Genomic DNA, 14300 nt, shown 5'->3' on the forward strand with positions numbered 1-14300 from the left:
AAGAAAATGAAAAACAGGATAAAAATGAATATAGCGTGTTTATGGTTAATATTTTTTGTTGCATTCTTGAAGAATATGTTATTCATAGGGCTTATGTATTCGTCTAATGCAGATTCAGTCAGGGGAATAAGTAACTGGTTTGTAATTATGGTACAGCTATTTATCATTGCACTTATTTTTGCACCAGCATTATTTTTTAGAAATAAGGGAAAGATTTTATACTGCATAATAATAGATACTATATTTTCAATACTGCTTATACTGGATATATGGTATTACAGAGCAAGTTGGACATTATATAGTTTTAAATATCTGTTTTTTGACGGCATGTTTAATGTATTTAACAGGAGTTTAATAAATCCATGTCCTGTAGACTTGTTATTTATTATTGATCTGCCAGTGATTTATTTTATTCTTTATAAGAAGTTAAAAAACGGTAGCTTTAAAGATAATGAAAATACAGGAAGACCAGTAGTAATAAGGATTATTGAAGGGGTAACTGCTATAGCTTTAATTATCGTATTTTTTGTAGTTACTCAGTATGAGGTGGAAGTAAAGCAGGTTGGAAATGGGAAATACAACTTAGCTGATACATACTGGTCACCACATGCAGAAATCAAAGAAATGGGGCCATTAGGATTTCATTTTCTTGAAGCAAGAAAGACTATGTCTAAGGTGTCTAGAAAACAGAATAAGACAGAAATAGCAAAGGCAGAGCAGTGGATTAAAGACAATGATGAAAATCTGCCTGACAATAAGTATTTTGGAATGTTCAAAGGAAAAAATGTTATATTTCTTCAACTTGAATCATATGAAGCTTTTGTGCTTAATCAAAAGGTGAATGGACAGGAGATTACGCCAACTCTTAATAAGCTGATGAAGAATAGCATTAACTTTACAAATATTTATGAACAGAACAATGGCGGAAACAGTATAGACTGCGATATTATGGTTAATGCATCTATGTATACACTAGGACAGTCAATTACAGGTCTTACTAATGAAGAAGTTGTATTTAAGGGTGCACTTCCAAGAATTCTAGGCAAGTATGGATATACTACTGCAGCCACAAAAGCAGAAAAGGGTCTTGACTGGAATTGGGGAGAACTTCATAAAAATGCATTTGGAGTACAGAATCTTTGGGATGAAAAAACATATAAAATTGATGAACTTGTGGGATTTGGCTTGTCAGACAAGAGTGTGTTTAATCAGTTTAGACAGAAGATTAAAACACTTAAGCAGCCATTTTCAGCATTTACAGTAACACTTACAACTCATGGTCCTTTTGATCTTAATGAAGAGCTTAAAGAACTTAATCTTTCAAAAAAGCTTGATGAAAACCTCCTTGGGAAGTATTTTCAGGCTATTCATTATAGCGATAAACAGCTTGGTAAGTTTGTAGAAAATCTTGATAAAGATGGATTACTTGATAATACAGTTATTGTAATGTATGGAGACCATGGTGGTGTACATAAATACTATAACGATAAGATTCAGGATTGCGGTCTAGAGGGAGACTGGTGGAAACCATATGATCATAAGATACCTTTTATGATTTATTCAAAAGGATTTGAAGGAGTTAATATTGATTCATATGGCGGACAGACTGATTTCTATCCAACTATAGCTTATCTTCTTGGAATAGATAAAAGTGAATACCAGAATTATATTATGGGTCGAAATCTTCTTAATACAAAGCGAACAGCAACTATTATTAAGAATAATGAGATAATAGGAACTCCAAGCAGTGAAGCAGAAAAGAACCATCTGCTTAATGCATATGACGTTGGAAGAATTATTATTGAAAATAATATGTTTAAATAATTAATTATTTATTATTAAAAATAGGTTGCATCCATATTGGTGCAACCTATTTTAAAGAATTTAAATTCATTTTTTAGTTACGAAGAGATTGGAAGACATATGAAGAAACGACTTGGAACAAAGTGACGGAGGCTTCGAAATATGTCTTTCAATCTTTTTTTACTTTACAACTATATTTACTAGACGTCCTTTGATTACTATAACTTTAACAACAGTTTTATCACCTATTGCTGTCTTTACATGTTCATCATTTAACGCTGTTTCTTTTATCTGATCTTCAGTTAAGCTTGAAGCTATATTGATTTTTGCTTTTACTTTTCCATTAAGTTGAACTGCAATTTCAACTTCATCCTTTATTAAAGCTGAAGGATCAAACTTTGGTAGTGATTCATTAAATACTGAATAAGTATTGCCAAGAAGATTCCATTGTTCTTCTGAGAAGTGAGGAGCAAATGGTGCAAGTAATCTTACAAAATCATCTACAGTTTCTTTTAAGAATGTTGTATTGATAGTTTTTTCTGTTACATACTTAGCTATAGCATTAGTATATTCCATCATTCTTGCGATACAAGTATTAAACTGCATCTTTTCTCCATCAGCAATAACGTTCTTTATTGAATTGTGTCTCCAGTAGTTAAGTTCTTTTTCAGGTTTATCTATTGTAGTTTTAACATCTTTAGCAGTATTTATAAGTTTACGTGCAGTATCTAAAGTTCTTTCAATTCTTTCTACGAATCTTGAAACTGATTTGATACCGTCGTCACTCCATGCACCACCTTCAGTGTAAGCAAATCCGAACATTAAATACATTCTGAATACATCAGCACCGTACTGTTCAATATAGTGGTCTGGATTTATTGTATTTCCCTTTGATTTACTCATTTTAAGTCCATCTGGTCCAAGAATTAATCCTTGGTGAGTAAGAGACTTAAATGGTTCATCAAAGTTAAGGTAGCCCATATCTCTTAAAGCCTTTGTGATAAATCTTGCATATAGTAAATGCATGCAGGCATGTTCAGGACCTCCTACATATTTGTCAACAGGAAGCATCTTATTGATTACTTCAGGATCGAAAGCTTTTTCTGCATTCTTATTATCTGGGTATCTTAAATAGTACCAAGAAGAACATACAAATGTATCAAGAGTATCTACATCTCTCTTAGCTGGCTTTCCACACTTAGGACAAACTGTATTTACGAATTCATCGCATTTTGCAAGTGGAGATTTTCCATCTGGTGCAAATTCAACGTTGTATGGAAGTTCAACTGGAAGATCTTTTTCAGGAACTGGAACAATTCCACAGTCATCACAGTATACTACTGGAATTGGAGCTCCCCAGTATCTTTGTCTTGATACAAGCCAGTCTCTTAATCTGTAGTTTACTTTCTTGCTTCCAAGTTCTTTTTCATGAAGCTTTTCAACAATCTTATTCTTAGCTTGTGCAGTAGTAAGTCCATCGAATTCTCCGCTGTTGATAAGTATTCCATGTTCTGTGTATGGAAGTTCTGGAGTTTCTCCGTTCTTTGGAGCTATAACTCTTTCCATTGGAAGATTGAACTTAGATGCAAAAGCAAAATCTCTTTCATCATGAGCAGGAACAGCCATTACAGCACCAGTACCATAAGTAGCAAGAACATAATCAGCTACCCATATTGGAACTTCCTTACCGTTTATAGGGTTGATTGCATAAGAACCAGTGAATACACCAGTCTTTTCTCTTGAAGTCTGCTGTCTTTCTATGTCAGACTGTTTTGCTGCTTCAACTTTGTAGTCTGCAACTGCTTTTTTATTTTCTTCTGTTGTTAATTCATCAACAAGCTTGTTTTCTGGAGCAAGAACAACATAAGTAACTCCGTTTAGAGTATCAACTCTTGTAGTAAATACATTAAAGCTTAAATCTGAATCTTTAACTTTAAATGTTACTTCAGCACCAGTAGATCTGCCAATCCAGTGTTTCTGCATTGCAACAGTTTTAGCTGGCCAGTCAAGTGTATCAAGCTTATCGATAAGCTCATCAGCATATTCAGTAATCTTGAAGAACCACTGAGTTAAGTCTTTTTTAGTAACTTCAGATCCACATCTTTCGCATGTACCATCAACAACTTGTTCGTTTGCTAGAACTGTTTTACAAGATGGACACCAGTTTACTGGAGCTTTCTTTCTGTAAGCTAAACCTTTGTTATATAATTGTAAGAATAACCACTGAGTCCACTTATAGTATTCAGGTCTGCATGTAACAACTTCGTTTTCCCAGTTGAACATAGCGCCCATGTTTCTTAATTGCTGTTCCATAGTAGCAATATTTTTTTCAGTAGAATCTTTAGGATGAACTCCAGTTTTGATTGCATAGTTTTCAGCAGGAAGACCAAATGCATCAAATCCCATTGGCTGGAATACATTGTATCCTTCCATTTTTTTAAGCCTTGCCCATGAATCAGCTAATCCAAAGTTGAACCAGTGTCCAGCATGAAGATTAGCGCCTGATGGATAAGAGAACATTTCAAGACAATATAATTTTTCTTTAGAAGAATTTTTATCGAATTTATATAATTCAGTTTCTTCCCATTTTTTCTGCCATTTAGTATCAATGACTTTACTATACTTTGACATAAATTTTACCTCCAACATATTTTAAGACTTATATAAGAATAAAAAAAACCTTTCATCTCTTCTAATCAAAAAAGAGACGAAAGGCTATTGATTCCGCGGTACCACTCTTGTTAGGATTTTACTCCTCACTCTTGTAAGCGTAACGTGCTTTTTACGTATCTACTTTTAATAGATATGCTCCTAGACAAGTTCACATTAAAACATTTCTGCTTTTCACCACACAGCAGCTCTCTAAATAATGTTTATAATATTACTACTTCTAATCATTGCTATGAATATTCTTAATAAAATTCATTATAAATTTATATAGGGATAAAGTCAAATGTTCGAAGAAAAAAGTATAAAAATAATTTGAAATGTTCTTTACAAACAATAATAATTATTATATAATAATAATTGTTCCAAGAGAATAAAGATTGATTAAAAGAAAGAAGATTAAGAATTAGAAAGTAAATTATTATAAAAGAAATATTTAGGAGGAATTTGATTATGAAAAAGTTTGTATGTACAGTTTGTGGTTATATTTATGAAGGAGAAACAGCTCCAGAAAAATGCCCAACATGTGGAGTAGGTGCTGATAAGTTTAAGGAACAAGTTGGAGAAAGAACTTGGGCTTGCGAACATGAAGTAGGAGTTGCTCAGGGAGTATCAGAAGATATAATAGCTGATTTAAGAGCTAACTTTGAAGGAGAATGCTGTGAAGTTGGTATGTACTTAGCAATGGCTAGAGTAGCTCATAGAGAAGGATATCCAGAAGTAGGAATGTACTATGAAAAGGCAGCTATGGAAGAAGCAGAACATGCATCAAAATTTGCTGAATTATTAGGAGAAGTTGTTACAAACTCAACTAAGAAGAACTTAGAATTAAGAGTAGCAGCTGAAAACGGAGCAACTGAAGGTAAGTTTGACTTAGCTAAGAGAGCTAAAGCAGCTAACTTAGATGCTATCCATGATACAGTTCATGAAATGGCTAAAGATGAAGCTAGACACGGAAAAGCTTTCGAAGGATTATTAAACAGATACTTTGGTTAATTAAAATAATAATGGTGAAAAGTGTATGAGTATTATCTCGTACACTTTTTTGTTATTTAATTTTAGAAATATTAATGGGTAATTAATTTGAATTTGCATCAAAACAAGTAAAAAATGAATATATGATCGAAAGCTTTTTTGTGATTATACTTGGAATTATTTTATTTTACACGCTTTTTATGAATCCTATTGTGGGAAAATGTGATAATGGTGACTTTTCAAGGATTTATCTGCAGTCAGGACTTATGGATCAGGCTAAAAATACTAGTGAACTGTATGACGGTACTGTACACAGAGTTTATGATTTTAAATTATAAGAAGATGACTAAGGCAGCCAAAATTGCTGCAGGAATATTTATAGCTGTATTTTTTACAGATATAAGTTATATTTCTTACTTTAATTCTTTTTTTGGAGAAGCTGCAGTTATAGTATTTATGTTTTTATGTATAGGAACAACACTTAATATTATTTCTAAAGAGAAACCAGGAACAGTAGACATAGCTGCATTCTTTATAAGTTCAGGAGGATTTATATTAGCTAAAACTCAGGAATTACCGTTATTAATATTCATGTATATTATTTATTTCACAGAAATATATATATATTCATTATTTTTTCAGTAGTGTACTTTGCTGTATGTTTATGGTATCTAATAAAAGATAAAAGGAAGGAAGCAAAAATTCTTTCGATTATGTGTATATTTATACTAGCATCAGGCTCATCACAGTGCATGCTTCCGTTTCTAAAATAGTATTTTTCAAAGGTTAGCAGAATAACGTTCATGGAATCTGAAGTCCTTAAGCTTTCTGATACTAATTCTGCATTAATATCATTTTTTATAATATTAGAAATGTGTTGAATTGTTGTTTGTTTATTTCCAATCATTTTTATACATGCTCCGCTCATTATCATTATCCCCTTTATTTTTTATAAATTCATTGTTGACCAATATACATATATTGTATCATTTTAAGAAAAAATACAATATACATAATTCAATTGAAATATTAATAAATAATTAATTACTAATTACTATAAAGTAATAGTTAAAGAATGCTATAATAAAATGGCTAATTGTGAGTGTGATGGAGGACATAAAAAATGTTTGAAAAAAATAAAAAAGCTAAAAATACTAAATATGTAATTGGAGGTTTTGTGGCTTTAGCAGCAATTATTGTAATGTTTGTATTGTTTAAATTTCCCCAGCCAGGTGTAGCTAACCAGGGGGACTTTTATAGAGTGATGGGACCAGCAGGTATAGCTTATACTGATGCATATATAAATAATCCGAATCTGCAAAAGTTTTTCTATTATACAATAACAGATTATAAGATGGTGTTTAGTGGAAATGTTATAGTATCAACAATCTTAGGATCAAGTGTGGGCTATTTGATAGCCTTAATTAAGATAATCTGCAAAGCTTTTAACCAGGATATTTTTAAAACACAATATCTTGCTTTCGTATATGCAGTTATTTATATATTTGCTTTTGCAGTAATTTTGAAAAATCTTCGAATCAAAAATATAATAAAGCTAAGTATATTAAGTTTATTGGTTTTATTTGTTTTTTTTGATGGGAATTATCTTGTATGGTTTAACAGTTTTTATGGAGAGCCAATGATGATTGTTACATTAATGCTTATATCAGCAGCTGTACTGTACTATATTAATGTAAGATATGATGATGAGAACAATAAAAAGCTATTTAAAGCAATTGCATTTGTAATTATTGCATGTTTTTTGTTTATGGGATCTAAGCTGCAGGTAACAACTGCACTTCCTTTTATTTTGATGTTTGTATTAAAAATACTCATAGACAATAGAAAAAAGGTTTCGAAGAAAAAGTTTATTATACTTATAATAATGTTTATAGTTATGGCAGTTTATCCAATTAATATAAGCCGTGATAGCAAAGGGCTTAATAGGGATACACAGTTCAATTCTGTATTTTATGGCATATTAAATACTTCTGATACTCCTAAGCAGGATCTTATAGATTTAGGGCTTAATCCAGATATGGCAGGGGAAGCTGGTAAGCATGCATATCTTCCTGATGATAAGTATGAGAAATATATTCCACGTACAGAACTTATGGAAAAGGAATTCTATAGTAAAATAAGCAACTTTAAACTTGCAAAATTTTATTTAACACATCCAAAGAGATTATTTCAGGCTATGGAATATACAGCATCAAAAGCTTATATGACAAGTACATCTTTAGGCAAATATACAGAGCAGTATAGTAAGACACCTGTAGAAAAATTAAATAGGTTTGTTTATTGGTCAGAGTTTAGGGAAAATAAATTGCCAAGGAACTTGTTATTCATATCATTTGTATTTATAGCTGTGTTTTTAGTATCATTGTACAGTTATAAAGCAGGTGATAAAGTGATAAAAAATAGAGTCATGTTATTATGGCTGATTATGATGATAGCAGTAATGCAGTTTCCTATGCCTTTTGTTGGTAATGGCAAAGCAGATGTTGCAAAACAGTTATATTTGTTTAATTTTATTTTCGATATTTTAATGTTTGTTTCTGTTTTATGGGTGATATTTAAACTTATAGATGTTATTAAGAATATCAAAAGATGAAGTTGAAAGGAGATTACTAAAGTTGAAGCTTAATGAGACTTTAAAAAGATTGCGTAGGAGGTTCAGAGTAGAAGAAATTACTTTATTAAGAATAGCTGTAGTTTTAGGAATGCTGATAAAGACTTTTCTTTTTATGGCTATAATAGAAACCAATAATGTAGATAAAGTTGATTTTAATAAGATTAATTACATTTTTACTTTATCTTATCTATCATTTATACTTTTAGTGTATTCATTTGGATATCTATTTAAAAGAAAATATCAGGTTATTTACTATATAACTATCTCATTTATTTATAGCCTGCTTCTTGTAATAGATGTGTCTTATTTTAAAATTAACAGGGATCTGATTGGTATAAAAAATATATTATTTCCAGGGACATTTAATCCGACAGGGAAAAGCATAGAGATTTTCAGACCGTTATATTTAATCTTTTTTATAGATGTCATCATGATAACTGTATTTATGATAACTAAAAAAATTAAAAATACTGCTGAAAGAAGTTTTGCGAGCTTTTTTTGTAGCATTAAATGGGCAGTTGTATTTATACTTATTTCTTATGTAATGTTTGATGGACTAAGTCTTGCGGGATGGGATAAAGCTCTTTTTTATAAAGAGTGGACTACACTTATGTCTGTGAGAGCTCCAGGTCCTCTTGGATATCATTTGATTGAGGCAGTAAAGACTGTCGATAAATCAATAAATAAGATAACTGAAAAAGAAAAAACTGAAGTTGAGTCATGGCTGGCAGATAATAAGGAAAATCTGCCTGACAATAAATATAGTGGAATATTTAAAGGGAAGAACGTTATTTTTATTCAATGTGAGTCACTTGAAAGTTTTATTATTAATAAGAAAACTAACGGGCAGGAAATTACACCGTTTATAAACAGTTTAGCTAACAATGGTTTATACTTTAATAACTTTTTCGAGCAGAATAACGGCGGCAACAGTATAGACTGCGATCTTATGGTTAATACATCAATCTATCCAATAGGAGATGTTATAACTGCAACAAATTATGGCGAAAATGTCTATCCTAATTCATTGCCTAGAATATTAGAGAGGGCAGGATACAGAACAATAACTGCACATGCAGTTTTACCAGGTGACTTTAATGGAACAGAGCTTCATAAAAACGGCCTGGGAGTTCAGACTTATTATCATGAAAACGACTTTGTTTATGATGAAGCTGTAGGTTATGGTTTGTCTGACAGAAGCATGTTTTCTCAGCTTGTTGATAAGCTGAAAAATGAAAAGCAGCCTTTTTTTGTGCAGGCACCGACACTTTCAACACATGGACCATTCGATCTGAAAGAAAAATATAGAAAACTGAATCTTCCTAAGGATATAGATGAAAGCTATCTTGGAGGTTATTTTGAAAGTTTTCATTATTTTGATGAGCAGGTTAAGCTGCTTTTTGAAAAGCTTGAAAGCAACGGTCTTCTTGATAACACTGTTGTCGTATTATATGGTGATCATGCTGGAGTTCATAAGTATTATAATGATGATATTAAAGATTTAAATTATGAAGATGGCTGGTGGCAGGGATATGACCATAGAATTCCTATGATAATTTATTCAAAAGGTATAAAGCCTGAAACAATAAGTACATATGGAGGACAGATTGATATTCTGCCTACAATAGCATATATGCTTGGTATTAATAAAGAAGAGTACATAAATACAGCCATGGGAAAAGTCCTTGTTAATACAAACAAAGATGCGACAGTATTAAAAAATAACGAAATAGTAGGAAATGTTAAAAACGAAGAAGAAAAACAACATCTGCTTAGTGCATATAGGATAGGAGATATTATATTACGGAATAACTATTTCCATAACATTTCTAAATAAATTATAGGAGTTGGGAGAAATGAAACAATTAATTAAATTTGGTTTTGTAGGAATTCTTAATACAGGAATCACGTTTATTGTTTATAACGTGCTTTTAAAATTAGGAATGGTTTACTTCGCAGCAAATGCAATTGGATATATTGCAGGTGTAGCAAATAGCTATATTTGGAATAAAAACTGGGTATTTGGGGCAAAAGGTGAAAAGGATAAAGCGTTAATATTTAAATTTGTCATTGTTAACCTTATTTCATTTGCTGTAAACAGCGCAGTTCTATGGTTCTGTATAAACTATATAACAGACAATAAAACTGTAGCACAGCTTCCAGCAATAGTAGTAGGTATGGGGGTTAATTATATTCTTAATAAAATATGGACTTTTAAAAAATAAATATAAGGTGGGTACGAATGGGGAAAATATTAAAAAAGATAAAAGATAAATATTTGATTGAAGCATTTTTTATTGCTATTTTAGGAATAATTTTATTTTATACACTTTTTATGAATCCTATAGTAGGAAAATGCGATAATGGGGATTTTGCAAGAATGTATGGGCAGTCTGGACTTATGGATTTTGCAAAAAATCCTAAAGATTTATATGATGGATCAGTTCATAGGATTTATAAGATAAATTGGCTTTGTTTTATTCTTCCATGGGCTCCTAACTGGGTAGCAGGAGTTTTAATAGCTAAGATAAGTATATTTTTATATGCCCTTTTTGATATTACAGTCAGCGAAACTTTTAATATAAGTATGCAGGCTTTTGTATATTGTGTAATGTATCTTACAGCCGTTTTTATGATCTTAAAATACAAGAAGATGACTAAGATGATGAAAATAGTTTCAGGAATCTTTATAACAGTATTTTTTACGGATATCAATTATATAGCATATTTTAATTCTTTTTTTGGTGAAGCGGCAGTTATAGTCTTTATGCTTCTGTTTATAGGTACAACGCTTAACCTTATATCGAAAGAAAATCCGGGAAAATTTGATGTTGTTGCATTTTTTATCTGCTCAGGTGGTTTTATCCTTGCCAAAACTCAGGAACTTCCGCTTCTTGTATTTATGTACCTTGTTTATGGAGCAGTATATTATTACTATAAGGATAAGAGGAAGATTACAGTTATTGCAGTATCAATAGTTACAGCTTTATCTGTACTTATGTTTGTTTCTATAAATGATTTTACAAATATGAACAATATGTATCAGGCAGTATTTATGGGGATACTGAGAGATTCAAAGAATCCTGAGCAGGATCTTGAAGATTTAGGCCTTGATAAAAATATGGCTTACTTAAAGGATTATGGTTTTTATGATGACACTAATCCAGTTGACAGGACAGGAGATTATCTTAAATCTAATTTCTATAGCAAAATGAGCAGCGTTAAAGTCCTTAAGTATTATCTTACACATCCAGATAGAATGTGGGAGAAGATGAATGTATCAGCAGAACATGCATATGATTTTTATGAAATTAACAAGGGAAACTTTGAAAAAGGTCAGTATCCTAATAATAAATTAGTTAATACAGTTAGATATAATCTTATTAAAAAATATCCAGGCATTCATAGAAATATATATATATACCTTGCTTTTTCTGCAATATATTTTGTAATATGTTTGTGGTATTTGATAAAAGATAAGAAAAAAGAATCAAAAATTCTTGCTCTTATGTGCATCTTTTTATTGGCAAGTGGTTCATCGCAGTCAATACTGCCGATAATTGGGTCAGGACAGGCGGATTTTGGTAAGCATCTTTTCTTATTAAACCTTTCATATGATATTATGATAGGAGTTGCAATTGTGTGGTTTATATACAATATAGAAAAATTATTTATGTATGCAATAAAACGTAGATAAAAGAGAATTTGTAGTGTTGATTTTATTTAATTTGAACGTAAAGATAGGACTCAAAAAGGTGAGTCCTATCTTTTTTTGCTGAATAAATTATAATACAATCCAATCTGAGACAGTATTCCTGTAACGGCTACAATAGCTATGTATGTAGTGTTCAATAGCTTGTTTTTATAAAAGTCAACTAAAAATAGAACTACAAAAAACATGCATATTACGAGCAAAATTATTGATAAAACGTATATTATTTTTCTTTTCATATTATTCCTCCTGCAGAGTCTGTACTTTTATATAAAATAGTATAATACATTTTGATGCAAAATGTATCAAAAAAACAAAAAAGCGGCAATCTAACAATAATAAAAGGGTAATAATTTATTATTGTTAAATATAAGTTAAATAATTAATTTTGTGTAAAATGAGTAGTATAATTTAATTATATCTATATTTTGGGTTATAAATTAGGAGGAATACTTATGATAATTAAAAAAGTTCTTGTGTGTTGTATAATTGTTCCACTTGCTATATTGGAAATATTAACAGTAGTGAATCCTAAGAAGGCATATGTTATAGGTAAAAAAGATTATGATGATGAGGTAAATGAAAATGGCAGTGGATCACCAATGCTTGATAGGTTTCTTGGTGTAATTGGATGTTTGATGACAGGAATACTTTTTTACTGGCTAATAACAATGTAAATAATTAAAATATTAAAATTCTGCATTAATGCAGAATTTTTTGCTTTACAAAAAGTGTATCCAAAGATACATTTTAATCTTATAGAAATCTTGTTTAAAAAGATGAAAAAAAGTATAATTATAGAAAAACGGTAAATAGGGGGACTATTCAATGAAATGTGTATTAACAGTAGTAGGTAAAGACAGGGTTGGCATAATTTATGAGGTTACTAAGGTTTTAGCAAAGGAAAGGATTAATGTTCTAGATATAAGCCAGACAATAGTTAGCGGATATTTCACAATGATAATGATAACTGATTTAAGTGGGTGTGATAAAACAATTGAAGAGATTCGTGAAGAATTAAATGTTCTTGGAACTAAGATTGGCATGGAAGTAAGAATACAGCATGAAGATATATTTAATGCAATGCATACAATAGGCTAATTTAAGGGGGCACTACACATATGGTAAGAGATAGAGAAATTCTTGAAACAGTAGCAATGATAAAAGAGCAGAATCTTGACGTAAGAACTATAACAATGGGAATAAGTCTTATGGACTGCGTAAATGATAATATAGATGTTTTATGCAATAATATTTATGACAAAATTACAAAGTCAGCAAGGGATATCGTAAAGGTGGGAAATGAAATTCAGGAACAGTATGGTATTCCTATAGTAAATAAAAGAGTATCAGTTACTCCTATTTCAATTGTTGCTGCAGCAACAAAGGCTGATAGCTATATTAAGATTGCACAGACACTTGATAGAGCCGCTAAAAATATAGGAATAGACTTCATTGGTGGATTTTCTGCATTAGTACAGAAAGGTTTTACAAAATCTGATCTTGTGCTGATAAACTCAATTCCTGAAGCACTTAAAACTACAGATATAGTATGTTCTTCAGTTAATGTGGGATCTACTAAGAATGGAATTAATATGGATGCAGTAAAACTTATGGGACAGATAATTAAGAAGACTTCAGATATTACTGATGATGGATTTGGATGTGCTAAGCTTGTTGTTTTTTGTAATGCAGTAGAAGATAATCCATTTATGGCTGGAGCATTTCATGGTGTTGGTGAAGCTGAAAAGATTATAAATGTTGGTGTTTCTGGTCCTGGTGTTGTCAAAAGAGCTCTTGAAGATATTAAAGGTGAAGACTTTGAAAGAGTAGCAGAAACAATTAAAAAAACAGCATTTAAGGTTACAAGAGTAGGACAGCTTGTAGCAAGGGAGGCGTCAAAAAGACTTGATGTACCATTTGGAATAGTAGATTTATCTTTAGCGCCTACTCCTGCTGTTGGTGACAGTGTTGCTAGAATTCTTGAAGAGATTGGACTTGAATCATGTGGAGCACCAGGAACTACAGCTGCACTTGCTATGCTTAATGATGCAGTTAAAAAAGGTGGAATGATGGCATCTTCCTTTGTTGGAGGATTATCAGGTGCATTTATTCCTGTATCTGAAGATGAAGGAATGATAGAAGCAGCTTCAAGCGGTAGTCTGACAATAGAAAAACTTGAAGCAATGACATGTGTATGTTCAGTTGGCCTTGATATGATAGCTATACCAGGAAAGACAACTGCAGAAACTTTATCAGGCATAATAGCTGATGAAGCAGCCATTGGAATGATAAATCAGAAGACCACTGCAGTAAGACTTATACCTGTTCCAGGTAAAGATGTTGGAGAATATGTAGAATTTGGGGGACTTTTAGGAAGAGCACCTATTATACCTGTAAATCAGAAAAGTTGTATTGATTTTGTAAACAGAGGAGGCCGAATACCTGCACCTGTTCATAGTATGAAAAACTAAAATTAATAAATTATTTATAAATTCGCACTATAAA

14 protein-coding genes and 1 other annotated feature are annotated in these 14300 nt (G+C 31.3%); of the genes, 11 read left to right on the forward strand and 3 right to left on the reverse strand.

Annotation, left to right across the window (positions count from 1 at the left end; genetic code table 11):
- Positions 1–6 precede the first annotated feature (6 nt).
- Entirely contained in the window at positions 7–1824 is a 1818-nt protein-coding gene (locus FYJ33_RS07415) for an LTA synthase family protein (RefSeq protein ID WP_154531108.1), read from the forward strand.
- 159 nt (positions 1825–1983) lie between these two features.
- On the opposite strand, the gene leuS is transcribed toward FYJ33_RS07415, so the two are convergent.
- Entirely contained in the window at positions 1984–4434 is a 2451-nt protein-coding gene (leuS, locus tag FYJ33_RS07420; protein ID WP_154531109.1) for a leucine--tRNA ligase, read from the reverse strand.
- A 69-nt stretch (positions 4435–4503) separates the two neighbouring features.
- Positions 4504–4710: a binding site (T-box leader), on the reverse strand.
- Positions 4711–4923: 213 nt separating this feature from the next.
- Between leuS and FYJ33_RS07425 the strand changes: the two genes are divergently transcribed.
- The 3 genes from FYJ33_RS07425 (at position 4924) to FYJ33_RS07435 (ending at position 6090) form a co-directional block, all read left to right on the forward strand.
- The gene (locus FYJ33_RS07425; RefSeq protein WP_154531110.1) at positions 4924–5466 is read left to right on the forward strand and encodes an NADH peroxidase; all 543 of its coding nucleotides are present in this window, start codon (positions 4924–4926) and stop codon (positions 5464–5466) included.
- A 122-nt stretch (positions 5467–5588) separates the two neighbouring features.
- A complete protein-coding gene (locus FYJ33_RS07430) occupies positions 5589–5783 on the forward strand; it encodes a hypothetical protein (protein ID WP_154531111.1) in 195 nt (64 codons plus the stop codon).
- Complete coding sequence (locus FYJ33_RS07435) at positions 5767–6090, forward strand: hypothetical protein (protein WP_154531112.1); 324 nt, start codon at positions 5767–5769, stop codon at positions 6088–6090. Before FYJ33_RS07430 ends, FYJ33_RS07435 begins: the two co-directional genes overlap by 17 nt.
- On the opposite strand, the gene FYJ33_RS07440 is transcribed toward FYJ33_RS07435, so the two are convergent.
- Positions 6053–6373, reverse strand: coding sequence for a hypothetical protein (locus FYJ33_RS07440; RefSeq protein ID WP_154531113.1), 321 nt, complete (start codon positions 6371–6373; stop codon positions 6053–6055). The two genes, FYJ33_RS07435 and FYJ33_RS07440, sit on opposite strands and share 38 nt — an antisense overlap.
- 195 nt (positions 6374–6568) lie before the next feature.
- Between FYJ33_RS07440 and wsfD (FYJ33_RS07445) the strand changes: the two genes are divergently transcribed.
- The 4 genes from wsfD (FYJ33_RS07445) to wsfD (FYJ33_RS07460) are packed head-to-tail and all read left to right on the forward strand — an operon-like array spanning position 6569 to position 11777.
- A complete protein-coding gene (gene wsfD / locus FYJ33_RS07445) occupies positions 6569–8059 on the forward strand; it encodes a glycan biosynthesis hexose transferase WsfD (RefSeq protein ID WP_154531114.1) in 1491 nt (496 codons plus the stop codon).
- A gap of 22 nt (positions 8060–8081) precedes the next feature.
- On the forward strand, positions 8082–9917 hold the full coding sequence (locus FYJ33_RS07450; RefSeq protein WP_235900798.1) for an LTA synthase family protein: 1836 nt from the start codon (positions 8082–8084) through the stop codon (positions 9915–9917).
- 19 nt (positions 9918–9936) lie between these two features.
- Positions 9937–10305, forward strand: a complete 369-nt coding sequence (locus FYJ33_RS07455; RefSeq protein WP_154531117.1) for a GtrA family protein — start codon at positions 9937–9939, stop codon at positions 10303–10305.
- A gap of 17 nt (positions 10306–10322) precedes the next feature.
- Positions 10323–11777: a glycan biosynthesis hexose transferase WsfD gene (gene wsfD / locus FYJ33_RS07460; RefSeq protein WP_154531119.1), complete on the forward strand. Its 1455-nt coding sequence runs from the start codon at positions 10323–10325 to the stop codon at positions 11775–11777.
- Between the two features lie 65 nt (positions 11778–11842).
- Here wsfD (FYJ33_RS07460) and FYJ33_RS07465 read toward each other — a convergent pair whose 3' ends face one another.
- Positions 11843–12031, reverse strand: coding sequence for a hypothetical protein (locus FYJ33_RS07465; protein WP_154531121.1), 189 nt, complete (start codon positions 12029–12031; stop codon positions 11843–11845).
- 216 nt (positions 12032–12247) lie between these two features.
- On the opposite strand from FYJ33_RS07465, the gene FYJ33_RS07470 reads away from it, so the two are divergent.
- From FYJ33_RS07470 to FYJ33_RS07480, 3 genes are all read left to right on the forward strand, one after another.
- Positions 12248–12469 carry a hypothetical protein gene (locus FYJ33_RS07470; protein WP_154531122.1) on the forward strand — a complete coding sequence of 74 codons (222 nt, stop codon included), beginning with the start codon at positions 12248–12250 and terminating at the stop codon, positions 12467–12469.
- A gap of 151 nt (positions 12470–12620) precedes the next feature.
- Entirely contained in the window at positions 12621–12893 is a 273-nt protein-coding gene (locus FYJ33_RS07475; RefSeq protein WP_154531124.1) for an ACT domain-containing protein, read from the forward strand.
- 20 nt (positions 12894–12913) lie between these two features.
- Positions 12914–14266, forward strand: coding sequence for a PFL family protein (locus FYJ33_RS07480; RefSeq protein ID WP_154531125.1), 1353 nt, complete (start codon positions 12914–12916; stop codon positions 14264–14266).
- Positions 14267–14300: the final 34 nt, after the last annotated feature.

It is taken from the genome of Inconstantimicrobium porci, assembly GCF_009696465.1.
Lineage (GTDB): Bacteria > Bacillota > Clostridia > Clostridiales > Clostridiaceae > Inconstantimicrobium > Inconstantimicrobium porci.